Source organism: Gracilimonas sp. (genome assembly GCF_031581265.1).
Lineage (GTDB): Bacteria > Bacteroidota > Rhodothermia > Balneolales > Balneolaceae > Gracilimonas.
In genome coordinates this window covers 12635-34480 of sequence record NZ_JAVLBQ010000032.1, presented here as the reverse complement: position 1 = coordinate 34480, position 21846 = coordinate 12635, and the positions used below count along the sequence as shown (strand labels likewise).

35 protein-coding genes are annotated in these 21846 nt (G+C 39.7%); 14 read left to right on the top strand and 21 right to left on the bottom strand.

What is annotated here, in order from left to right:
* Positions 1–46: 46 nt before the first annotated feature.
* The 13 genes from RI561_RS11100 to RI561_RS11040 all read right to left on the bottom strand — a co-directional run bounded on the left by RI561_RS11100 (position 47) and on the right by RI561_RS11040 (position 6310).
* On the bottom strand, positions 47–1315 hold the full coding sequence (locus tag RI561_RS11100) for a hypothetical protein (protein ID WP_395080312.1): 1269 nt from the start codon (positions 1313–1315) through the stop codon (positions 47–49).
* Positions 1312–2028, bottom strand: coding sequence for a DUF4373 domain-containing protein (locus tag RI561_RS11095; protein WP_395080311.1), 717 nt, complete (start codon positions 2026–2028; stop codon positions 1312–1314). The genes RI561_RS11100 and RI561_RS11095 overlap by 4 nt, the downstream gene beginning before the upstream one ends.
* The gene (locus RI561_RS11090) at positions 2025–2270 is read right to left on the bottom strand and encodes a hypothetical protein (protein ID WP_395080310.1); all 246 of its coding nucleotides are present in this window, start codon (positions 2268–2270) and stop codon (positions 2025–2027) included. Before RI561_RS11090 ends, RI561_RS11095 begins: the two co-directional genes overlap by 4 nt.
* A 305-nt stretch (positions 2271–2575) precedes the next feature.
* The gene (locus RI561_RS11085) at positions 2576–3259 is read right to left on the bottom strand and encodes an N-6 DNA methylase (protein WP_395080309.1); all 684 of its coding nucleotides are present in this window, start codon (positions 3257–3259) and stop codon (positions 2576–2578) included.
* A gap of 78 nt (positions 3260–3337) precedes the next feature.
* Positions 3338–3562, bottom strand: coding sequence for a hypothetical protein (locus RI561_RS11080; RefSeq protein ID WP_395080308.1), 225 nt, complete (start codon positions 3560–3562; stop codon positions 3338–3340).
* A gap of 194 nt (positions 3563–3756) precedes the next feature.
* A complete protein-coding gene (locus RI561_RS11075) occupies positions 3757–4389 on the bottom strand; it encodes a hypothetical protein (RefSeq protein WP_395080307.1) in 633 nt (210 codons plus the stop codon).
* A gap of 22 nt (positions 4390–4411) precedes the next feature.
* Positions 4412–4825, bottom strand: a complete 414-nt coding sequence (locus tag RI561_RS11070; protein WP_395080306.1) for a recombination protein NinG — start codon at positions 4823–4825, stop codon at positions 4412–4414.
* Between the two features lie 86 nt (positions 4826–4911).
* A complete protein-coding gene (locus RI561_RS11065) occupies positions 4912–5049 on the bottom strand; it encodes a hypothetical protein (RefSeq protein ID WP_395080305.1) in 138 nt (45 codons plus the stop codon).
* Entirely contained in the window at positions 5036–5269 is a 234-nt protein-coding gene (locus RI561_RS11060; RefSeq protein WP_395080304.1) for a hypothetical protein, read from the bottom strand. Before RI561_RS11060 ends, RI561_RS11065 begins: the two co-directional genes overlap by 14 nt.
* Positions 5259–5552, bottom strand: a complete 294-nt coding sequence (locus tag RI561_RS11055) for a hypothetical protein (protein ID WP_395080303.1) — start codon at positions 5550–5552, stop codon at positions 5259–5261. The genes RI561_RS11060 and RI561_RS11055 overlap by 11 nt, the downstream gene beginning before the upstream one ends.
* Complete coding sequence (locus tag RI561_RS11050; RefSeq protein WP_395080302.1) at positions 5549–5896, bottom strand: hypothetical protein; 348 nt, start codon at positions 5894–5896, stop codon at positions 5549–5551. Before RI561_RS11050 ends, RI561_RS11055 begins: the two co-directional genes overlap by 4 nt.
* Positions 5893–6129, bottom strand: a complete 237-nt coding sequence (locus RI561_RS11045; protein ID WP_395080301.1) for a hypothetical protein — start codon at positions 6127–6129, stop codon at positions 5893–5895. The genes RI561_RS11050 and RI561_RS11045 overlap by 4 nt, the downstream gene beginning before the upstream one ends.
* Positions 6130–6175: 46 nt before the next feature.
* A complete protein-coding gene (locus RI561_RS11040; RefSeq protein ID WP_395080300.1) occupies positions 6176–6310 on the bottom strand; it encodes a hypothetical protein in 135 nt (44 codons plus the stop codon).
* Positions 6311–6476: 166 nt separating this feature from the next.
* Between RI561_RS11040 and RI561_RS11035 the strand changes: the two genes are divergently transcribed.
* The 12 genes from RI561_RS11035 to RI561_RS10980 all read left to right on the top strand — a co-directional run bounded on the left by RI561_RS11035 (position 6477) and on the right by RI561_RS10980 (position 10347).
* On the top strand, positions 6477–6686 hold the full coding sequence (locus tag RI561_RS11035; RefSeq protein ID WP_395080299.1) for a hypothetical protein: 210 nt from the start codon (positions 6477–6479) through the stop codon (positions 6684–6686).
* Positions 6687–6828: 142 nt separating this feature from the next.
* Positions 6829–7086 (top strand): hypothetical protein, encoded by a 258-nt coding sequence (locus RI561_RS11030; protein WP_395080298.1) that lies wholly within the window; start codon positions 6829–6831, stop codon positions 7084–7086.
* Positions 7079–7237: a hypothetical protein gene (locus tag RI561_RS11025; protein ID WP_395080297.1), complete on the top strand. Its 159-nt coding sequence runs from the start codon at positions 7079–7081 to the stop codon at positions 7235–7237. The genes RI561_RS11030 and RI561_RS11025 overlap by 8 nt, the downstream gene beginning before the upstream one ends.
* A 144-nt stretch (positions 7238–7381) precedes the next feature.
* On the top strand, positions 7382–7642 hold the full coding sequence (locus tag RI561_RS11020) for a hypothetical protein (RefSeq protein ID WP_395080296.1): 261 nt from the start codon (positions 7382–7384) through the stop codon (positions 7640–7642).
* Positions 7635–7793, top strand: a complete 159-nt coding sequence (locus RI561_RS11015; protein ID WP_395080295.1) for a hypothetical protein — start codon at positions 7635–7637, stop codon at positions 7791–7793. Before RI561_RS11020 ends, RI561_RS11015 begins: the two co-directional genes overlap by 8 nt.
* The gene (locus tag RI561_RS11010) at positions 7786–8373 is read left to right on the top strand and encodes an ERF family protein (protein ID WP_395080294.1); all 588 of its coding nucleotides are present in this window, start codon (positions 7786–7788) and stop codon (positions 8371–8373) included. The genes RI561_RS11015 and RI561_RS11010 overlap by 8 nt, the downstream gene beginning before the upstream one ends.
* A complete protein-coding gene (locus RI561_RS11005) occupies positions 8370–8954 on the top strand; it encodes a lambda exonuclease family protein (protein WP_395080293.1) in 585 nt (194 codons plus the stop codon). Before RI561_RS11010 ends, RI561_RS11005 begins: the two co-directional genes overlap by 4 nt.
* Positions 8955–8965: 11 nt before the next feature.
* Positions 8966–9148 carry a hypothetical protein gene (locus tag RI561_RS11000; protein WP_395080292.1) on the top strand — a complete coding sequence of 61 codons (183 nt, stop codon included), beginning with the start codon at positions 8966–8968 and terminating at the stop codon, positions 9146–9148.
* A 2-nt stretch (positions 9149–9150) separates the two neighbouring features.
* On the top strand, positions 9151–9366 hold the full coding sequence (locus RI561_RS10995; RefSeq protein WP_395080291.1) for a hypothetical protein: 216 nt from the start codon (positions 9151–9153) through the stop codon (positions 9364–9366).
* Positions 9363–9617, top strand: coding sequence for a hypothetical protein (locus tag RI561_RS10990; RefSeq protein WP_395080290.1), 255 nt, complete (start codon positions 9363–9365; stop codon positions 9615–9617). The genes RI561_RS10995 and RI561_RS10990 overlap by 4 nt, the downstream gene beginning before the upstream one ends.
* Positions 9607–10062, top strand: coding sequence for a hypothetical protein (locus tag RI561_RS10985; RefSeq protein ID WP_395080289.1), 456 nt, complete (start codon positions 9607–9609; stop codon positions 10060–10062). Before RI561_RS10990 ends, RI561_RS10985 begins: the two co-directional genes overlap by 11 nt.
* Before the next feature lie 51 nt (positions 10063–10113).
* Positions 10114–10347, top strand: a complete 234-nt coding sequence (locus RI561_RS10980; protein WP_395080288.1) for a hypothetical protein — start codon at positions 10114–10116, stop codon at positions 10345–10347.
* A gap of 809 nt (positions 10348–11156) precedes the next feature.
* Here RI561_RS10980 and RI561_RS10975 read toward each other — a convergent pair.
* The 6 genes from RI561_RS10975 to RI561_RS10950 form a co-directional block, all read right to left on the bottom strand.
* Positions 11157–12368 (bottom strand): hypothetical protein, encoded by a 1212-nt coding sequence (locus RI561_RS10975; protein WP_395080287.1) that lies wholly within the window; start codon positions 12366–12368, stop codon positions 11157–11159.
* An 89-nt stretch (positions 12369–12457) separates the two neighbouring features.
* Positions 12458–13009, bottom strand: a complete 552-nt coding sequence (locus tag RI561_RS10970) for a hypothetical protein (RefSeq protein ID WP_395080286.1) — start codon at positions 13007–13009, stop codon at positions 12458–12460.
* Between the two features lie 2 nt (positions 13010–13011).
* Positions 13012–14187, bottom strand: coding sequence for a hypothetical protein (locus RI561_RS10965; protein ID WP_395080285.1), 1176 nt, complete (start codon positions 14185–14187; stop codon positions 13012–13014).
* Positions 14187–14906: a hypothetical protein gene (locus tag RI561_RS10960; protein ID WP_395080284.1), complete on the bottom strand. Its 720-nt coding sequence runs from the start codon at positions 14904–14906 to the stop codon at positions 14187–14189. Before RI561_RS10960 ends, RI561_RS10965 begins: the two co-directional genes overlap by 1 nt.
* Entirely contained in the window at positions 14903–15325 is a 423-nt protein-coding gene (locus RI561_RS10955) for a hypothetical protein (RefSeq protein WP_395080283.1), read from the bottom strand. The genes RI561_RS10960 and RI561_RS10955 overlap by 4 nt, the downstream gene beginning before the upstream one ends.
* 1 nt (position 15326) lies before the next feature.
* Positions 15327–15536: a hypothetical protein gene (locus tag RI561_RS10950; RefSeq protein ID WP_395080282.1), complete on the bottom strand. Its 210-nt coding sequence runs from the start codon at positions 15534–15536 to the stop codon at positions 15327–15329.
* Between the two features lie 75 nt (positions 15537–15611).
* Between RI561_RS10950 and RI561_RS10945 the strand changes: the two genes are divergently transcribed.
* Positions 15612–15791 carry a hypothetical protein gene (locus RI561_RS10945; RefSeq protein WP_395080281.1) on the top strand — a complete coding sequence of 60 codons (180 nt, stop codon included), beginning with the start codon at positions 15612–15614 and terminating at the stop codon, positions 15789–15791.
* Positions 15788–16087, top strand: coding sequence for a hypothetical protein (locus RI561_RS10940; protein ID WP_395080280.1), 300 nt, complete (start codon positions 15788–15790; stop codon positions 16085–16087). The genes RI561_RS10945 and RI561_RS10940 overlap by 4 nt, the downstream gene beginning before the upstream one ends.
* On the opposite strand, the gene RI561_RS10935 is transcribed toward RI561_RS10940, so the two are convergent.
* Both RI561_RS10935 and RI561_RS10930 read right to left on the bottom strand, forming a co-directional pair.
* Complete coding sequence (locus tag RI561_RS10935; protein ID WP_395080279.1) at positions 16080–19913, bottom strand: hypothetical protein; 3834 nt, start codon at positions 19911–19913, stop codon at positions 16080–16082. The two genes, RI561_RS10940 and RI561_RS10935, sit on opposite strands and share 8 nt — an antisense overlap.
* Positions 19906–21843, bottom strand: coding sequence for a tape measure protein (locus tag RI561_RS10930; protein WP_395080278.1), 1938 nt, complete (start codon positions 21841–21843; stop codon positions 19906–19908). Before RI561_RS10930 ends, RI561_RS10935 begins: the two co-directional genes overlap by 8 nt.
* Positions 21844–21846: the final 3 nt, after the last annotated feature.

The window sequence follows — 21846 nt, the reverse complement described above, 5'->3', positions numbered from 1 at the left end:
CTGTTTGTTTATTCATACCACAATGTATGGTTTATACAACAATTAGTCAAATAAATTTTGGGTTTTGGAGTCCTGAATCAGAATCAATAAACCGCCACCATTGGTGAAGGTATTCCGGTTTGTATCTTGTACGTGCTATCTGCATGTAGAAAGAATGTACGGAGTCTTTCCCTTTTTCGGGGTTTATAACTTTGGTTCCAAGTGGTGAATGTTCAATGTTTTCTTCATACAAATTAGGCCGGAATCCTACAATAATAATTGTGGCAGCTTTAATTAGTGCATTGCTTCCATACGCATCATTAACCCCGGGGACGTGCTTCCATCCATCGGGTACTAACTTATTCCCTTGTGAATCCTTTGGAACGGTTGTATAGGTTGATTCCTTTCGGGCTTGGCTTAGTAGTGTAAGATGAAAATTATACTTTACCATCAAGTGCCTGAGCCGTTCGGTTGCAGCGTTTATTCTCTCATTCTCGCTATTTCCAGGAGCTACTGCCAATTGGATATAGTCGATAACCACCTTGTCGACATGTTCAACCAACACCGCCTCTAATATCACAGATTCTATTTCTTCAATATCAACGGTTCCATCAACTCCTAAAAAGTTATTACGATATTGGTTCCAGTCTGATTGGAGGATCTGTTTAAGGTTCCCGGTTATATCCTGCTTCCTGCCTTCCAATGTGATATAAAGGACCTTATACCCTTGACGAATGTTTTGGGCCACCTCCCAGCACTCTGATCGGGTCTTACCATGCTTCTCCCTACAGATAACACCTTTCATTTGCCCTTTAAGATTTCCACCGTGTTTATAAATATGATCATCGTACAATTGAAACCCTGTCGTTATTGGCTCCCCCTCTTCCTCATTCAGGTTGTCAATCTCTTCACCGGTGTAGTATCGCTTCTCTGTATCGCTTATCCAATTGACCGCCTTAGAAGTCGTTTTTGAGGCTATCTCTGAGACATCATATCCATTATTCGATACCGTTAATAAATCCTGTAGGTCTTTCCGGATATTCCGTTTTATCGAGTCCTGTTTAAACTCTTGAAAAACGTTCCTCCATTCATCGGTTTGACCTTGTGCATATTGATAGATTTCATTAGCGTTGCTCTCTTTTATCCGTTGTGCAGAAGACTGAGAAACGAACGTGTGTAAATCGACAGAACCGTATAGCTTGTAGAGTGATTTGATGATTGAGTAGTATGTCCTGCCCTGACCTGTGAAATGAGACGGATTTAATTTTGTAAGCCCCCAAACAGCCGCCTCTTTGGAATGACACATTTTTGATATAACGTATTCTTGTAACTTCATTTAAAAGCGTTCTTTCTCATCTTTGCGATTTCAGGATTGAATTCATCTTTCCCATTCATTTTATTTTCCTCTTTAAACCAAACACTCTGCATCTTCAATTTCCAGTTCTTAATCAGATTGTCTCTGCTATCCCGCCAGTATTTTCTTTTAGGATGATCCTCTATTGAAGCGTTGTAAATACTGAATGCCTTTTCAGCTACCTTTGGATCGTAACCATTTTCTTTGAAGTATTCTTTTACCTGAGGGAGTGTGGGTATCTTTGATACCTCTTCTTTACTTTTCTTTACTTTACTCTCTTTTACTTTACTTGCATTGCTATCGCTATGCTCGGGCAATGCATTTGCATCTGCATTTGCATTAGAATCGCCATGCCAACGCTTTAAAGCGGCTTTCCTTGCTCGTTTTGAACGCTCTAAATAGGGTTGAAGGTATTCAATTAGCTTTGGAGAGTAGAAGAATTTGTCCTCGTCAATCAAAAATAGATTGTAGTTCATTATTACTACCTCAACCTTTTGTTCACTAGTCCCAAAGTCATCTGCTAACAGGTCAATATCATGTACAGGATAGGCAAAGTCCTCTTGTTCCCTGAGAACTTCTAATATCATGAAATATATTCCATAACCCTCAACCCCTAGTTCTTTTCTTACCCTTCGCAATTTTCTATCATGCCTCGCATTTGAGAAATGCGGGAAGTAGTATGCATCCTTGTTCATATTTCAAGCGCTTCTGAAATGATTATTAACTGTTTGGTATATTCATCAGGATTGGAGCTGTCTAAACGAATATTTGAACGTAATGTCTCAAATAGAATAGCCCTATCTGTCTCTGATAAATCATTCGGATTAGAAGTACCGTAATCATCCTCTAAGATTTGTATGATTTCGTTTTTGTCCATAGGATTAAAAGTATTCGGCTTCTGTTGTTTCTCTTCGTCCAGCACCAAATTCAATAGCATTAATTAATTTATTCCTCATTCTGAGTCTTTGCTCTAACTCCAATTTCCGCAAACGTCTATCTTCATTTAGGTCAATTAATTTTTTAGTGCCTTTATTTTTCCTATGTAGCTTTTGGATCACTCTGTCGATTTCATCCATACTTAATCCAATAAAAAAAGCGAGTACACTTAGAGGGTCAGGCTCTAAATGTCTCGCTTTAAATTCTTTGTTCAGGCTCCTGACCAGCCTTCAATAAATCAATAGTTAAATGTACTCAAAATGTGGGATTTATACAACAAATTGTGTAAGGGGGTTGATGAAATTTTTAGAGTAATGAGAGCTGCTTTGATTCCTGGCGGTTCTGAATAGCACTGCCGTACTTTTTCTTATATTGCACCACCTCTTCTTCACTCATTTGCCTTACTGCACCACCTATCGCACTTCCGTTTGTGATCCATCCATCATAGAATTTCATGCTTAGCGTGTTTCCATGAATCACATAGCCGTTCATGTTGAAAAAGCAGAAGTTCAATGCACACATTTGAGCACATACGTTATCTGCATCAATGCCATGAAACCAGCTATCGGAATGAACGCGTTTAGCAGACGATACAAGTGTTCGTCCACTACCACAGGCCGGATCTGCAACGCTTACGGGCTTCTTATCATCTTTGATATTAATATCTGCCATCATATCACAGAGCCCGACAGGGGTAAAAAACTGGCCCATTCCTTTGGCGCTCCAATTTGAGACGATTTCCATATACACTCCGCCAAGCACATCATGATTTTCTTTTCTCATTTCCGTTTGGAGTTCTGCAAAGGCTTTTGCAAATAGATCCGCTTCACGTGGTTCGCCTTCATTCCGGTAACGGCTCATCACTTCCATGTACAGCTCTTCTTCTTTCGATAGGGCATATAACATCAAACTAACCCAGTCCCGGAAGACAGATCCTATATTGTACCCTTTGGATGCGATCTGATTAATTAGCTTCGTTGACGGTAGCATAAGGCGTATTCGCTAAGATTACTGTTCCTATTTCTCTGCGGATCCACTTGTGAAATTGTTTAGGGGTTTTGTATGGCTTCATTTTGGATACCTCCCATTCCATTCCATATAAAAATATGATGGAGAAACGCCTGTATCTTTTTTAGCCGCCTGATAAGGCGTTAGATTCGTGTATTTATAATAATCCCACCATGCTTTCGGATCAGGATAAACACCTTTTTCAAAACATCCTGTAGCGAGTAAAGCCTTTCTTAACATCACTAACCACCTTGCATATTGCCAATTCCAATTTTTCTTATCCATAATTAAAGTATTTAAAAATAAAGTGGAGTGTACTCACAGGGCTTTCCACTCCACCAACCTTACTAACCTCCGAGTCAGAAAAGATCATTAAAGGGCTTCGATTTTTTCTAAGATTACAATTACAGGGTACACCAATGAGAATAAAATAAAGGCAATAAACATGCAGAGCGTTTTCATAGGTTCTCCGTTTTTTGTTATCTGTAATTCCCTTCACGTATAGGGGTGTCAATTGCTTCATCAACATCCCATCCTCGTTTTATTCTGCTTCTTATAGCCGCGTAATGATCTGTCAACCCCTTTTTACGAAGAAGCAAGGTAAATGCTATTTCTTCACCTTTATATTTTACAAAGTATGTATTTCTTCTATTAGCGTTATTCACATATTGAGGAACAAATCTGCAATTGCCGGGATGATACCCTTTATCGTTATTCTTTCGGTCAATAGTCAACCCTTCCTCATAACCATTTTCCAAAGCCCACGTTTTGAATTCTAAGTAGCTATTTTCCCATTCATCACATATATCAATACCTCTATCGCTATATAGATATGACTGCGAATGATATTCTTTTGAACGGTTCTTCATTCCCCGCCATGTATTATGTAGTGAGGTTCCGTGATCATCATGGAATTCGCCTGCTAAACAACCACATGAATTAACTCTATCATGCTCTAAATGTGAAAGCCGAACTTTCTTAGTATTGCCACAATCACACCTGCAAAGGAAACCTCTTTGAGTTTGACCGGACGGCTGAACAAACTTTTCAACCTCTTTAATTACTGTTAATTTTCCGTAACGCTTGCCTTTTGGTATTTCTAACTTTGCCATAATTACATGTTTTGATTGTAATTTACAGGTTTGGCAGTTTAGACTCAATATTTTTAACCTTATTATAGTATTCTTCTGCTATCGCTTCATAATCATGTTTCTTTCTAAAACACTTCATTCGAGACTTCACAAATAGCTTTTCAGCAGTACCTTCTCCATATCGTTCTTCAATGTATTTTTGGTGTTGTAACTGATTGCCGTTATGGAATCTGTTTTCCTGCTTAGATTGTGCATGGCAATTACGTTCATCGTACCTGGTTGCTTCAAATCTACGTGAAATGTAGTGTCCAGCATCAGATTGTTTCCAGTGAATCCATTTACCTGAAGTGCAACACCTCACTAAGCCTTGATCGTTGGCGTCTCGCATACGGATAAATTTAGAGAAATAACGATCCGCTTTTTGCTTTGCTAATTTTTTTGTTTTGCTACTTCTCATGCCAATCTTTTAAGTCTCGAATTGCGGTTAAAATTACCAACACAATGATAGGTAGAATAATAACTCCCGCTATGATTAATAATGTGTTAAGCATCTAATCGTGCTTTGTACTCCAATACCGGTACTTCCTTAATCACAATATCAGGATGGCAGTGTATAGCCTCTGATTCAGTGTCATATTCTTTTCCACATACGTTGCAAATATAGACTTTAACTGTTTTCATCTAATCGTTTTTTGATATTTTTGAAAACTCCATTTAAAATTCCATGACTCATATCATCAATTGTAGCAAGTTTTTTACGCTCCTCCTCCACCGCATCCGTAGCTACTTGAAGTGCGAATTGTTCAAGCAATGCTTCAAGTCTGTTAATATGTTCGGGGGTGCCTTCTGTACCGTTCCAAATAAGGTCGTGAAATTCTTTTCTTGTTTTTTTAGCTGTCATAACATCCTGCTTTTTTAAGGGCTTTTTCAACTTTTGTTAATTCTTCAGCAAAATCTCCATAAGCATCATTATCATTTATATATGAAAATACATCTTGAGCTACAATCAAAGCATCTATCATTTCAGGAACTGCCGAGATTACTTTGGCGTTAGCTCTTTGTTGTTCAGGCGAGCCTGGCACATCAGCCACCCATCCGTTTTCTTTTGTTGTTACAATTATTGTATCATCAAAAACAGAACTATTTGTATACCATTCACCTTCTGTAATTTTCGGTTTTTTCATCTTGGATACACACATTTAGATTCTGATTCCCTGTTTTTCTTGTCGTAAAGTAAGTCTTTTTTCGTATTCTCTAAATCGGCTCTAAAGTCCTCAATCATCGTTTCCCATACCTGGAATACATGACCGTCTAAGACATCCTCCCAATCAGATCCGTACATTTTGTATAGAAAAAAGCATTTTCGGCCAAGATTAATAGACACTTCACATCGCAACCAATCCCAATCAGGCTCCCAATCAAAATCAAAATAGGTAAACGGCATATCAGACAACCAGTCTTGCTTTGCCTGTTCGTATTGGGTTTGAAGTTCGGTTCTTATTAGTGAGTGTATTTTTGATTCGTTCATTGGTCAGTAGATAATGGTGCGTTTAAAATAAATTCTCCAAAATCAGTATCGTTTTGGCTTACATCTAAATATTCTTCATAACATATCTTTCTTTGCTCTATACACTTCTGCATGGCGTATTCCTGAGCTATTTCTTCTAAACATACCATAGCCTCGGCAGGCCATAGGTTCCCACTTCTAACGTTATCTATTGTTTCAGAAATCGCTTTATCTCTTTTAACTATCGGCTTCATAATTCATCCATTTTGTATAGTTCAAGTTTAATTAGGTTCGTGGTTGTTATTTTTGAACCTCTATTTTCCATCCTTCTTTTTTAGCATCTTCAATTGATTTGAAATAACCAATCTCAGTTCTGTTTGATTTGCTGCCATCGTAATCGTAAACCCAAATTTTAATTCTAAGTAAGTCTTTCATTTGATCGGAGGTTTGTGTTATGTGGTTTGTTTTAATCACTACTTTAATATAAGCAAGGTGTGTATTAGATGCAAGGATTATTTTAAGATTATTTATAAAATTATCCTTTGTACTTAAAATTCTTTTCCTTATATTATAATCAGTGAACGCAAACAAATAGATAATTATGACAGAATTTGATGAAAAATTACGGCTTGCACTTCATTCTTTTAAGTCAGCCAATAAAATGAAATTCCATGAAATAGCTAACGATTGCGGAATTAAACCGCATAGCCTATATGCTTTTACGTCTGGCAACTCTGGCTTGAACGGAGAGGATACGAAAGTATTAATGGACTATCTAAACCTCACTGTAAACTTAGAGGAAAAGAAATGATACGCTTACTACTAATAGGCTACCTACTTCACATTGTATCGGCTCCCGCAATTATATGGACTGCTTACGGCCTTGCATGGGTATGAGAAATTATAAAAGGAATACTAATTATAGCAGATTAATTTAAACGTAGAGGAGAACAATGAGTAAAGGATTAAAAGATATGAGTATCGAAGAACTCGAAAGAGGGTACGAAAAAGGCAAGGTAACAGATGAAGAAATCGAACAGCATTTGCTTGAACAGATTCATTTTGCTATCAAAAGTGATGTTAAGGAATTTTCAAAACGAGATAGCAGGAAAAATGAGATCGTAGCATTTGCGTCTGCATCTCTATCTGCTCACGAAGCCATGAAAAAACTCGCAGAACACGAATATCAAAAACTCAAAGACAATGAATGAACGATTAACAAAACAAGATTACAAGTTTCTTGAAGATTATTACAAGGCTCAAATAAGGAGACAAACCGAATTACTTGAAACTTATGAGGCTGCTTTGGAAGATGTTGAACGAAACATAGAAGAGTTAACACAAATAGAGGATGAAAAATGAATGAAATAAGCAAGTGTAATACATGTGGAGGGTACGATACAATCTATCAAACTTTGGACGCAGGCTGTTGTTTAGAATGTGGTACACCAGAGGATTATGAGTATGTACTAATTGACAATAACGGAAACGAAATAGAGGATAACAATGAGTAAAGGATTAAAAGATATGAGTATCGAAGAACTCGAAAGAGGGTACGAAAAAGGCAAGGTAACTGATGATGAGATAGGCTTAAGTAATGGCAAAAAAGTTGAAGTTTATGGAGCTGATAACCGATGGCATGAATGCACCTATCTTTGTAAATCGTATGCAAACAAAGGGCACCACATTATTTATATGAATCATAAGCCGTATGAATGTGCGGGAAATATGATTCGCAGAACATCAAAACTCAAAGACAATGAATGAACCATTAACAAAACAAGATTACAAGTTTCTTGAAGATTATTACAAGGCTCAAATAAGGAGACAAACCGAATTACTTGAAACTTATGAGGCTGCTTTGGAAGATGTTGAACGGAATATTGAACAATTAACAACAGAGGATAACAATGAGTGAAGAACTAACATTTAATCAAAAAATAATCGCTATTCAAAGCGAATTGAAAGCGCCAAAGAATCAATTCAATAACTTTGGGAAATACAAGTATCGAAGCTGTGAGGATATACTTGAAGGAGTGAAACCATTACTTTCTGAATACGGGCTTTTACAACGTATTTCTGATGACATCGTGCAGGTACGCGATAGATATTACATTAAAGCAATAGTTACGGTATTAGACGGCAAAAATGAAATGCAAGTCTCTGCATTTGCCCGTGAGCCTGAAAACAAGAAAGGAATGGATCATTCGCAAATTACCGGCACCGCTTCAAGCTATGCCCGCAAGTATGCCCTCAATGGAATGTGGTTGATTGACGACACGAAAGATGCAGATACAGATGAGCATGAGAAGCAAAAAACTAAGAAGAAAAGCAAACCTGTATTGAATGATGAATCTGAGAAATGGGAGAAAGCCGTTCATTCGGTAGCAAAAGGAGAATCAAACATTGAAGCAATACAAAAGCATTATACACTCTCTGAAAAAGACAAAGAAAAATTAGTCGCAGAGGCTATGGAATTTTCAAACTCATTATCATGAATAGACCAGCAAATATCACACCCTCAGGATTCGCTAAAGTAATGACTGGATCCCGTGGGAAGTCAAAATTCGGTAAGACTGCTACTTCTTACGCAGAGGAAATTGTTCAGCTAATGATAGGCGTTCCGTCCGATGATTATACTTCGTACGAAATGCAATGGGGTATTGACCATGAACCCCTGGCTATTAAATCGTATGAGAAATACAAAATGGTTGAGGTTCAGGAAAAAAGCAGAATTGAACACCCTGAATATGATTTTATAAGCGGTGAGCCGGATGGGTTAATCGGGACCGATGGAATTATTGAGGTAAAATGCCCGAACTCAAATAACCATTTTAAGAACCTGCTTAATGGTGAACAGATCACTCAGTACCGTTATCAGATTCAAGGCTACCTGTGGCTAACAGAACGAAAATGGTGTGATTTTGTGAGCTTTGATCCTCGCTACCCTGATAAGTATCAACTGTCTGTGAATAGAGTAGTAAGGGATGATGCAATGATTGAAGAACTGGAAGAAAGGTGTATAGACTTTTGGAATGAATTAGTATTGCCCATTCGGGATAAAATAGAACAACTCTAACCATACAAATTATGAAGAAATACAAACTGAAAATTACAGAAAAAGATGATGAAAGTTTTGAGATTGATTCTAAAAACGAAGGGTTCAACTCCCTTGAACTGTATGCTATCTTAGATATTAAGAGGCAGGATATTTTGAAGCAGATTCATGGAGAGATTAAACCGGATTTTGTACGTAAATATGTGGAGGAGTAATTATGAAGATAGACTTTAATAAAATTATAGCACACCTCCTTTATGAGGATAAATCAGGAGCGCCATATACGAAGGGATTCACAAAAGCGTGTATGCGTGAAGCCTGCATACAGGTACTTGATGAAGCTGCAAAAAGAGCAAAAACTAAACGAGTAGAACTACATGGTGGCAGAGTAATAGACAAACAGTCAATCCTACAAATCAAAGAGGAACTGTGAATCCATATTGGGTATATCCAAAAGGTGATGAATGGGTGATGTTAGCCTTTGCAGAAACAGCCAGAGAAGCCCGAAAATTAGGCTGGAAGCATTCACCTGTAGCAGAGCATGAAGCGCCTTATATCGACTGGAGGGCAAGGCGAGCAGATGATAAATGGATGAAGGTTTATAACGGTAAGGAAGTAATAGATTCGTGTCCGTTACCTTACGATACATTTGAACAATGGTGGGAGGGGGAGTATGAAATTTAATCTTGCTAAAACCGATAAAGGATATGCCATACCAGCCGATGGAAAGGATGAAGAGAAATTCCGCAAAGTTGGGGTTGGTGAAGTCTTTGAGTGTAAAAGCATTGACCAGCGCAATTATAGGTTTCTTCAAAAGTATTGGGCTTTGGTTGATATGATTTTGCAGAATCTTCCTGAATCAGTTGAGAATAATCTTATGCAGAATCATCAATTCCGAATCAAAACAAAAGAAGATGTTCACTTTTACATTAAGCTAAAAAACGGATATGTAGAAAAGCGATATATCAACGATAAAGGGAATGTTGGATGGGAAGTAAAGTCAATCGCATTCGGTAAAATGAAACCGGAAGAGTTTGAAGAGTTTTTCAGTAAGGCAGTTGATACGGCATGTGAGTTGTTAACTGTTGGATCAGATGATATCATGAAAGAAATAATGAACTTCGTATGAACATACTTGATAACTACAGAGACAATTTTAACCACCAAATAACCAATAGATATGAAATCAAAATACGGATTACCTCAATTTGATAGATGCGAAAGTCATTCATGTGAAAGTGTTGAATCAGGAAGGTGTAACAGGCAAGGCGAATTAGTCCGGATCTTTCAAGGATCAACAAACAATACCAAATTGAATGATGGACACTGGGAACAACATAGTTGTGATGAAGCTATCGAAATAGACAAAGAAGAAGGTTTTGAAGTAGTGAAAGTTTTTAACCCAAACACTTAATTAGTTAGATATGGAACTAACAAACGACACTTGGCAAGAAAAGGTAGCACTTCATAAGCAACCAAAGAAGGGTAAATGCCCGAAAAGCAAGTTTAAAAACGGTTGGCATAGGATAGGGTTCATTCCCAAAGATTGCCCATTAGATGGCGGTTGTAAAGGATTTTCAGCGCATTCAGAGTGCTTAGATTGTGGCAAGAAGTTTAAAGCATCAAGATTTTATGTTTAACCCAAACACTTAATTAGATATGACTGAAAGGGAATACATAGACCTAACACATAGCGAAAGACTTCAAGTTGCTATTGAATCATTAAGAAATATTACGCCTGAAATCTCAGAAATAATCAATACTAATGAATTTCAATACATTTCTGGAACCTTAATAAGGTGGCAAATCGAACATTATAACCATATAAAAACAGAAGATGACTAAAGCATACACAGAGGGCATAGAATCAGCTAAGAACACGTTGCCTTATATGCGTCATGGCCGTATATTGGTTAAGAATAGATACGCCTCTCATACGGCAAAAGGGAAAGCGTTCTCGAAGGGATTTAGCTACGCGATTAACAATTGGAAATTTCTTTTAACTGTAAATAATAATTGACATGAAAGGCAATTCACTTATAGGAATCTTTTTCGGAACGGCTATTATCTTAGTGCTTCTTATCAACCACAAAGCAACCAAACATGAACACGTCCAGGAGCGCATATATTACGCTAACGGGGTTAAGTCCTTCGCAGTGACATATTGTATCACTGATTCCGTTCAAGTCCTATACGGAGGGAAGCACAAGAAAACTGTACGGTCTATGGAGTATTTTGAGTAGCAAGGTGAATATTCCTACCATCCTTATTGTCATCATAGAAAAGATGCCACCGGCCTTGATAGAAAAAAGGAAATGCCGTCTCACGCGGTCCGTCATGATCTATCGGAATGCCATCTCCCAACTCAAACGGCTTCCAGCCTTTCTGAATGCGAATTGAATCATATCCTGGCGTCCCTCTGTCAATCTGAATCCACTCTCCATTGATCCGATAAAGATTACCTACAATACGACCTCCCCCTACCCATGGAGCTTCAATGTATTCAAAAGAATTAAAATCAATCGGATCAGTCCCTTTGAATACAAATGTACTGTCGTTACCCTCAACGTCCTCAATATTGACAATAATATAGATCCCTGCTCCAATGGTAGCGCATTTGAGATAGCATCGTTCGTATTCATTATCTGCAAGTAGATTATCAGGTACTTTTGCCTTCACTCGCTCTACATCAACAAACCAATCATCGTAGCCTTGCCAGTCAATCAGATCGTCAGAAGAGAACACACCTACTCCACGAATGCCGGGATACTGTCCGTTTCGGTCTCTTGTATAGGTGTAGTAGGAACCTTGCCATTTGATAAGCGTTCTCGGGGCTATTCTGTGAGGAATACCATTATCTTGCCCTGCCCACGGCATTGCGTCAATCAGTACGGGGTTATTTTCGTGAGGTGTCCATTCTTTCAGGTCAGTAGATGTATACAATTCACCACAATTTGTCCACACTCCATCAATTTTTCGTTGAGACTGAACAAGCATGTGAGCTACACCGCCTATATCCACAACACCTGCTACAATCTTTTTTCCGTCCAAGACTTTCCCTTGAACTTCCCAATCATTAGGATCGGTTGAAATGGGCTTTATATTTTCGTCCTGATCACCGCCCTCATCATCAGAACTATCATCCTTTTTTATAGAAATGACTTCTTCTCTTTCATCGGCAACTAATTTGAAATGCCATGTGTATTTTTCTCTATCCTTGTTAACTGTTCCTAACAACCGTTCACCTGATTGAGTATCAAGAGGCTGTTCATGAAGGTCAATATACTTCATAACCGAATGTTCCCACTCATCATGAATCTCTTCGGCGTAGAAATACAAGTCAGACTCTTCGGCATTGAAAGGATTCCATTCTACAAGTATTCCGTTGTCTACGAATTTCGCTGTTAGATTAATTTGATGTTCAAAATTCGCCAACAGATCATCATATATTTGAGCAACAACTTCCTGTGCTTTGCTAATCTCTGATAATGAATCTTCTTTCGCTTGCTTAATATGCTCTTTTGTTATACTGATAGTTTCTTCGCCTGTTCAAAAAATTCGTCTAATTGAGTCTCATTCATCCCGATAGTCGTTGCAATCTGAATGACTTCTTTATTAGTTCTTCGGAACTGGGTCCTTTTTTCAAGTAGCTTTGTGTACTTCACCTGATTTCGTTTTGGGAGTTGCGAAATAGCGCTGTCAATCGCATTAGAAATGGGAGTAAGTCCTGCCTCATTCCCCTGCTCATCATACACTTCTTTGATCTCTCCGCGATCGAAGGAAAGCAGGTTGATTGACGCATGAAAATCTCCAGCTTCCAATACCATTCGATTTCTTTTCTGTTCTTCAATCTCTTCGGCAGTTGGATCTTTCCCTGAATGATGTTTCCACCAACTATTGCACACGTCTTGAACATCCTGCGGAAATTTAGAAACATCTTGATTTGGAGTAAGAACTTGTCTGTGATTTTTGCGTGAAAGTTCCTCCCCGTCTTTTAAGACAACATCAACCCGCTTTAAATTAATATTTCCGTTTTTACTTGGTTCTGGATAATATTCTGTTTTTTCTGTAATCATACTTATGCAATTTTATATGTAAATTGAAAATGTACTGCGATAGAATCATTAGTCGTCAAGTTAGGGGATGTTCTTACAGAACCATCGTCCTTATTTACCTGAAAAAGAATAGTTGTCGTATTTTGACTCCCAATACCTGCTAAATAACCACCTGTACATCCAACACCCTTTGTTGTTCCAACAACGGGCGCACTTCTTCCCTGTATATCGTTGTAAATCGTAAAAGGCAGTCCATCAATATTTAATGAATATCCATCATCATCATTTATGTAAGTGCTAAAACTAGATGGAGTATTTGCACCTATTTCCCCCCAAACGATACAAACACCCCCTATCCTTTCATAAAAACAGGTGTCTGTGTTAGATGTTATTCCATCATCTCCCGCATTCGTTGTTAAAGTTCCAGTAAATGTCCCTTTTTCATAATCACTCAATACATTCACCCCCCCATCAAAGGAGAGAGACACTAAATCTATTCTATCTCCAAAATCCTGAACGCCAGACCATGTATTCCCGCCGGAGAGGTTGGCTTTTGAATCATTGAGTTGCTTGCCTTGATTGGCTGAAAGAGGTTTATTCGTGTCTGTAGAGGTAAGGTTATCTACGATATCAGATACTTTTACATAAATAGCATCCAGTGCTGTCTTTATAGAACTCCACAATACAGATTTAAGAGAGGTATCGGTATCATCTACAATAGCAAACTTATCCGTATCAGCAGGTGTTACACTTGCTACCCCTTCAATAGAACTACCAACGTTACCAGCATCGGTTACATCAGCGCTACTTTCAACACCGTCAAGTTTGGTTTTATCTCCATCAACAAAAGCACCTTCACTTAGCACATACTGCTTGTCATCAAAAACCTGTTTTGTAGCGCCCAAATAAACAATCCAGTCTATCGTATCACCAAACGCCACCGCCTCTTTACCGTTTGAATTTCGTGTGATAGTAAGCGTGTTTGTGCCGGTATCCCGTGCCGTGAGAAGTACTACTTCTAACTCCTCATGATTTTGAGCCAATCCCGGGTGTTTCCTTTTGTTTTGAATGACAATCTCATAATCCCCTACTGTGTCGGGATCGGCAAAAACAGACGCATCGCTCACAGTGATAGACGTTGCAGAATCCGTATAAGGAGTTCCGGTTAATTCGGTATAAACAAAATCTTCAATGTACATTATGTTGTGATTTTCTTAATTGATTTTTGACCGCTCGCAATAATAGTTCCACCCACACGACCGACAAATCGCGCCCTGTATCCGTAATCGTTTGCGTTTGTATCGACACTATCATTATAGGTGTCCGCACTTACAAAGTCATGCGCTTCGGGCTCTTTATTATGAGCAGCCGCGCGGAAGATCTGAATTTCTTTTTCTTCACGATTCGTAAATGTAAGCGTTGCTGTACTTCCCGAGACATTCACATAGAATCGTGGAACACCACGAATGACAATATTTGTCTCTGGTGAATACAGAGACAGAGACAGGTCAACCGTAGGAACGCCCGTACTCGCCCCACCTGCCGTTGTAGGAGCGTTCAGAATAGATGCTAATTCAAGTGTCGGAACGTCAACCGATAGGATTAATTCCGTATCGGGAGCGAAAAACTGAGAAGCAAAACTAAGAGTCGGTATTTCTGTCGAAAGAATTAACTCTGTGTCAGGTGCGTATAATGCACTTTGAAACGATAGAGTCGGAACCTCAGTCGAAATAGTAAATGCCGTTGTAGGAGCGTATAGGGTTGTGGTGAATCCTAATGTAGGAATGAAGGTAGAAGCGCCGGTCTGTGTCGTCGGAGCGTAGAGCGTAGATTGTAACTGTAAAGCAGGTACGTCCGTTTGAATCGAGTCAAACACATGAGAACCACCTGCGATACCGCCTACAATGCCTCCGATCATGTTACTCTAAGGATTCCGTCCGCGTTGAAATTCACCTGAAATTCCGTACCTGAGCCTGCCGTTTTTGCCCCATCGGGATCAATAAACGCCACCAATTCGGCATCCGCATCCGTATCATCAACAATAACATATCCGTCCGTCGGGCCAATATCCCCACCGGTAGCGGTTACGGCAATGTCGTCCCCGTCCAGCATCGCATCATCTGTATCAACGATGGTTACAGCAGCGTTCGCAATAGCCTCACCTCCTGCCGTCCATCCGTTGCCCGATACTTCGCTACCGTCCAAATCAGAAACAACCGTATCGGATGCCGTGAACGTAGTTGCGTTACGAAGCATGACTTTTAGATTAGTTAAGTCATACTCACTGTTTATGAGTTTTTTCTTAGTTTGATTGTATTCACTAATGGTAACAGCCATGTTAGTCCTCGTTTATTTGTTCAAGTTCTTCCTCGTAAGCGTCAATCATCGCCTCGGTTTTAATTAGCATATTCGTTCGGGCTTCTAATTGATTTTCCTGTTCGGTCTTTTTTAGAACCTTCACAGCCAGCTCGAGTTGATACTGCTGCCGGTATAGTGATTTAAGCTCACTTTCAATAACTGATTTCTTGTCTTTATTTGAAATATCCATAGTAGAATATAGTGAATTGAGAGGTATTTTACATTTTTTATCATTTGCATGTTTGCATAATTTATATATTAAAGCATGGAAAACATAGAAACAATTATCGAACGCGTCGAACACCAATTAGCTTTTAACCTTGCCGTTGAAGCTGAGGACATACAATCATTGATTGATCACATAAAAAAGAACGATTCATCTAAATATGTATTTAATACAACCGCTAAAGCTATATGCTTTAATCCAGAAGAAGAAAACAATTGAATAAAGGAGAACCAATGAGATATTTATTTATCATGTTATTATTTGTCGGTTGTCAAAAGGAAAAATTTTACTGTGCTGAAGGATTACATCAACCCGATGGACTCCATCTTTACTATTCAGAAATTGAAGAAGCAAAAACACAAGTAATACCATTTGATCCACCAATCGAATATGAATTTTACGTTGTAACGCTTTCAAAATGTTCATTAGGATTCTGTATTGAAAATTATGAATTAGGCGATCTACGTTTCACCGGCGGTACTTATATTCTTAATAACGGCTGTCATACTAAATAGCCAATCCCACGTACCTCCATCTACTTGAGCTTCCATCATAAATAAGTGTCACACCACCACCCACGGGAACGGTAATATTAGACTCTGTAGGTGATATAATTCTATTAGCTGCGCTGGACGACCCACTTTGATGAGACAGCACAAGGCTCGAATCACCTCTATTGCAAATCGCTATATAACTACCACTATTAAGAGCTTTTATCCCTGTTAATGTAACTGTTCCACCAGTTGGCGCTATAAAAAGAACGCCCTTATTCGATATTACATAATTATTGAAAGAAGCCGGTCCGGGAGGTGTTTCGTATGTTGTTTTGTATTTTAAGTTGGTAAATGTAGAATCAATGACTGAACCGTTTCTTGCTGTAATAGAGTTAAATTCTGCATCTCCTGTTCCGTCTATTTGCCACCCTGCCGATCCTGCTGAATAATTATCACTCCCTATCGTTCCGGCTGATTTATCGAAACTAATATTATTTATCTGAATCTGATCGGCTGATATACTAATTGAAGAAGCGGTATCATTACTTTGAATATCAATGTATCCGATGTTCCCGTTCTTATCGGTTGAGAGCATTGCCCTTGCTCTATACTCATTTACATCAAGTTCAAGTTGAGACGTTGTAGACTGAATAACGCCATTGAAAGGCTCCCAACTATTTCCATCCCATTGTTTCACCGTGTTGTCTGTTGGTGGAGTAGCAGCCGGATCATAGGTTGATGGATCAAGCCAAAGATCACCGGTTTGCAAAGGATCACCTGATGGCCTGCCATCTGATGCACCTGGCTCTGTTGTAGAGCGAATAATCGTTCCCGCATTCGTCTCAAGATCGGTTATATTTGTTTGTGCCGTTAGGATGGCCGAAGCATTTGAAGCTACACCACTTTCGTTTGTATTAATATCATTCCTTAGCTCTAACCCCGAATATGAACTACCTCCACCAAGATTTACAAAGCTTTCAAGGGTAGATATTGCACTTGCATTTGTTGTGCCTGTGGACTCATTTGAGTTTATATCACTACGCATATTCAGCGCCGAATAAGCACTCCCACCCGCCAGATTAACGTGCGTTTCAATAGTTGCAATCGAACTTACATTTGTAGCAATACCATTTTCATTTGTATCCGTTCGGCTTTTCAGCGTCAATGCCGAATAGGCACTACCACCAGCTAGGTTGGTATGCGTTTCAAGTGTTGCAATTGAAGTAACATTAGTAGATGTTGCAAAAATATTATTCGTAAGCCTCGAACCAACACTATACCCAGGCTCTCTGATTTTCGCACCACCATTTGAGTAATAATTCCCGAAGGTCTTAGAATCAATCGTAATCGTACCCGTACCGGCTGTGAGCGTTTGATCTCCATCTACCACCATGCCCTCAATCAACCCTTTCTCCGTGTAGATCTGTAACAGTTGATTATCTTCAAGCTCAATCGTAGTCGGTATCTCTTTGACAGCTACCGTTGTTTTTGGTGATCCCGGGGGAGTTCCACCTGAGCCAATTTCTTCATTCAGAACACCGATACCTCCCTCTTTCTGAACCCGTACAACACCGGTAATAACTTCTTCATTGAAGATCTGATTGACTTCTTCTTGACCAGGTGCTTTCACAATCAAGCTACCAGAAGGGGCGTTAATCAATTGTTCGGCAATATCTAAGGTCAGCCGTCCGGGGCCGTATTCAGTCTCTTCGCCACCTACTTCAACAGGAGAGAACGCATAGATTCCAGCGTACCGATCTTCTCTCGAAAGTTCGTTTTCATTAATAATCCAGTAATCAAACCCACTGCGAATGACAACGTCTAATTCTACTTCTATTTGCGTAACAGAAGAGTTAACAACTTCTTCGGTAAGCTCACCTATTGCCCGCAGTTGATTGTAGTTCCAAAAAGGGTTTTTTGTCCATATATCAATAGTCGGGCCGTCTCTATCATCTCTTTTTTCTTTCCTCTCTTCAACGGTTGCCTCAATGTCATGATCCCGGATTTCAATTAGCTCTACTTCACTTCTGCCATACCGGAAATCAGTATTGATATAGTTCACTCTTTTACCATCAATAAGAGCGATAAAATCAAATATATCAAGCGTACCCTGCAACCGATCCCTGTCAACAGTCAGCTGAGATGCCAAATAGGAAGCCTCAAGGTCGGCCAGAGATAATTCATCGGTTCCTACATTTTCATCATTACCATCGTAAAACCATTTAGAAGTGAGGCTCCGTGTTGAGTAATCCGCACCGTCATACAGAGCGCCTTTGTTGAATTGCGTAAATCCATCCCCGAAGCCTTCGGTATATTCGTAAACGTCACCGCTTGAACCAGCTAACAAGTCGGACTTAACAAGTATTTTGCCCTCATCATCTGCGGGATTGATCTCAAATGAAGATATAAGCAAGTGATTGTCACCAATCTGATAGCCCCTGTCAACCGTCGGAGTTTCAATCTCAACGGTAACATCACCAGACTCAGGGATGGGCGGGGTTACAAATGACCAATCCCTCATTGCTGTATTTGCAGTAGTACCTATCGACACGCCACTCTGCGCCGGCCGTATGCCAGCCGGTCTCTGTATCCACTCAGGGACTCCAGCGGTCGTAAACCCATTAACCAGCGGCCCTGAAAGATCGTACCCTCCAACCCTTATTTTAATCGGCAAATAAGCAAATTGATTGATCGATACATAGTTGAACGAAAAATCTATTTTTAATCTTTGACCTGCCACAACTTGACCTGAATCAACTTTCCAAGACTCCCATGTTGTCGTGCCACCAGCTTCAATAGATGATTGTGAGGCATAGGTTCCTCTCGATTCAGGAATCTTCCATGCCGTGCCACCACTCACTATTTTTGCGAATGTATGCCACTTCGTGCCTGTATTTCCTCTCGTAGCGCTCCAAAACAAAGGTAGCGCTTGTGTTTCACCACTACTGCCAATATCCCCTTCATCAAGACCAAAGTCTTCCAGCTCAAATTCTCCACTTGGTACGATATTATCAGCCTCTAATGGTTCATAAAATCGCCGAACGCCATCATAGGCTACTAATTTATTTCTTGATGTTTCAAGTACTCGTCCGAATCTTATTGATTCAAAATTATCATCGTAAGTCGTCCCTGTAAGCCCATTATACCCCACAAAACTTGCTTCTGTAACGGGAAAAATAAACACCTTGCCGCGCGTCATCCGCATTTGGTGTCCTTTCGGAATTAGAAGCTCTAACGCCTCATATAAAGATAGGTCTTTTAATCGCTGTGGGTTAATGTATTGCTGAATCATTCCGGCATTACCAGATATTACATGATCCGGCTTAAAAACAACCCCATCAATGACATCAATAGTAAAAAGTTGTGATACAATATCCTCAATAGCACTAATACGCGTAACCGCTGGACTGACCGGACCAATTGGGGTCGGCCACATGTCGATCATATCATCAATCTGCAACTGCTTGAATACAGATAGATTAGCGCCCTTCAACGTGTAAACAAACGCTCCAAAGTCTTCATTCTGTACATCAGGAACCTCAAACGTATCAGGTAAGAATACAAACTCCGATTCTAACGCGTCATTAATGTACAGAGAGATTTTGAACCGGCTTAAATCCCTTGTGAATAGATCTTCATAGTCTCCCTTTTGCCCGGCTATTTTAAGCTGAATATCACCGGATTTAATCTTTTCGAGTGGATCAGAGTTCGGACTTCCTACTCGATACCGGACAGACGAATCGCCTCCCTTAACTGGTATTGGATCTCCTGAATATTCGCTATCTTCAATCTCAACCTTTACAGGGACGTTAAAGTCGGAATCTATTTCGAGTATCCATCTAACCAAGACGCCCCCTCAACTGTGCTCCACGTTGATTTAATACCCAAACTTCATCCGGTCCTAATCTCGAAGTATGTGCTTGCAAGGCCGAAGCAAACGCATTCCGCATATCGGTAGGATTCATACTGCCACCGCCAATACCTGAGAAGTCTTTCGCCATTAAGATATTATCATCTTTATGTGGTTTGACAATATCGCCTCTTGACGTAATTAATGCATCACTCACAGAGAAGATAGAACTTAAAAACCCACCCCCACCGCCTGTAAGCATACCCGTAAATAGACTTGTTAATCCTCTTGTAAAAGCTCTATTAATTAGCCGCCTTGTTATATCTTTTAATACATCCTCAAACCGCCTTCCTTGCCACACTAATTGATCGAAAACATCTACAAGTTTATACGCCATATCTTGAGCGGCATGTTTAATTTCTTGCATCTGGTCTGGAATGTGTGTGAGCATAGGCCCAAGATTAAGCTCTATATTTGTCATCTTCCCTAATTTCTCAATCGTATCTTCAAACATCTGATTCATCCGCTCGGTTGTAGTTGTAACCGCCTCAACATCTGGCTTTAAATCAGATAAAATGCCTTTTGCACCACCTGTATCGGGCTTTGGAAATACCCAATCTTGCATTAGAAACAAAGAATCCTGAATTGTCTTCTCAACAGCCAGCCATTCCTCCATTGTTGTTTTAGCACTTTCTTTAGCACCTTCTCCAAACACATTTGAAAACGCTTCACCAACTCGAAACAATGATCTCATAATCGTTCCGGTAAGAATGTTATCAATCTTACCGGCTGTGGTTAGAACATTATCTTCCCAAATATTTAGCTCTGTTTCAAAGTTCCCATTAAAAACTTTCATTAAGGAATGTATCTTGTCAAGACTGAACGAAATAATCTTTTCAACTCTTCCAAAAGCTGCCTCTGTAATGGCAATGAAATCATCTCCAAACGCTTCCCATAGATCTTTCAATAAAGTTATAGATTCGCTTACAATACCCTTAAAATCATCCCACATTTCAGCCCCGCCGCCAGCCGTGAAATACCTCTCAACTCCCCCCCATTTTGATATAAGGAGCGTCGCACCAGAGCCAACGACAGCAACCGCCGCCATGATAGGAACGCTTATATATCCAAGTGCAGTTGTAAGCGCCCCTATTGCTATCAAAACAGGCCCCGAAGCCCCCAATAATCCAGCAATCGTAAAGGCCATTTTCCGAGTTTCTGAAGGCAAGGATCTAAACAATGATATGCCATCTCGAATATATCCAGTTAAATCAGTAATTAATCCTCTAATGTTGAACGTATCGGTTAAGGTCTCCCCTATTTCTCCAAGTGCTATTGAAACATTATCTTTCAGTGTAGAAAAAAGACCGGCAATCGTTTTAGATTGCTTCTCCATTCCATCGGCAAACATTCCCCCTTCACTTGTAGCTTCTTGGAATGACCTAACCAAAAGGTCAAAGCTAATTTCTCCCTGTTCGGCTAATGAAAGGACTTCTGATTGAGCAACTCCCATTGTTTCAGCTAACAACTTAATCATGGGAACGCCTTGATTAATGAGCTGTCTGATATCCCTTGTCATTAAACGCCCTTCGGCTGCTGCCTGACCAAACGCTATACCAATCCCATCAATCGAACCGCCTGTAATAGCAGAAATGTCACCAATCATGGAAAGCGAATTGAACGCATCATCTGCTGACAACCCAAAACCCTGCAACATGTTTTGAGCCTTTGCCAAATCTTGTAACTGGAATGGTGTCATGGCACTAAACTCTTTTAACCGCTCAAAATTCCGCCCCCCCTCTTCAACGCTTCCATTCAGGTTGTCCATTGCAACCCGAAGAGATTCAAAATTAGCGGCTTGTTTTAGCGATATAGCAGCAAGCCCACCTAACGGGGCTGTTAGTGCGGTCGTTAAAGAAGTACCCATACG